This window comes from Prevotella sp. P5-50 (assembly GCF_002251295.1).
In the GTDB taxonomy this organism is placed as follows: domain Bacteria; phylum Bacteroidota; class Bacteroidia; order Bacteroidales; family Bacteroidaceae; genus Prevotella.
In genome coordinates this window covers 1-564 of sequence record NZ_NPJA01000026.1, presented here as the reverse complement: position 1 = coordinate 564, position 564 = coordinate 1, and the positions used below count along the sequence as shown (strand labels likewise).

Annotated in this window: 2 tRNA genes and 1 rRNA gene; all 3 read right to left on the bottom strand. The window is 47.7% G+C overall.

What is annotated here, in order from left to right:
* Window positions 1-118: 118 nt before the first annotated feature.
* A tRNA-Ala gene (locus CIK88_RS06785) sits at window positions 119-192 on the bottom strand.
* 27 nt (window positions 193-219) lie between these two features.
* Window positions 220-293: transfer RNA gene (locus CIK88_RS06780), tRNA-Ile, on the bottom strand.
* A 163-nt stretch (window positions 294-456) separates the two neighbouring features.
* A 16S ribosomal RNA gene (locus CIK88_RS06775) occupies window positions 457-564 on the bottom strand; the annotation flags it as partial.

Here is a 564-nt window from a genome sequence, read left to right as displayed (position 1 = left end):
GGCGGCCGTATGCATAAGTGCTCATACTTTCAGCTGTTGATTTCTGATTTATTATCTAATCTACAGTCTTGCTTGTGTCAATATGTCAAAGATCTCTTTCCTCTATTTCAAGGACAAGTGGAGAATAACGGATTCGAACCGTTGACCCCCTGCTTGCAAAGCAGGTGCTCTAGCCAGCTGAGCTAATCCCCCGGTCGGGAATTGAAGTCTCTTGCATCGTAGTCCCAGGCAGACTTGAACTGCCGACCTCCACATTATCAGTGTGGCGCTCTAACCAACTGAGCTATAGGACTTCGTTCAAGATGCTTTGGAACAGTACTGTATCCTCAGCTTCCTTCGATTCTCTATTCGAGAAAACAGATTCGTTAGTACAAGAAGCCGAAGGAGTGTCTGAACAAACCAATGCTTCATCCCATTCTTTTGAAACTACCTTAATCATCTAAGATCCGTCTCCAGAAAGGAGGTGTTCCAGCCGCACCTTCCGGTACGGCTACCTTGTTACGACTTAGCCCCAATCACCGGTTTCACCCTAGGCCGACCCTTGCGGTCACGGACTTCAGGTGC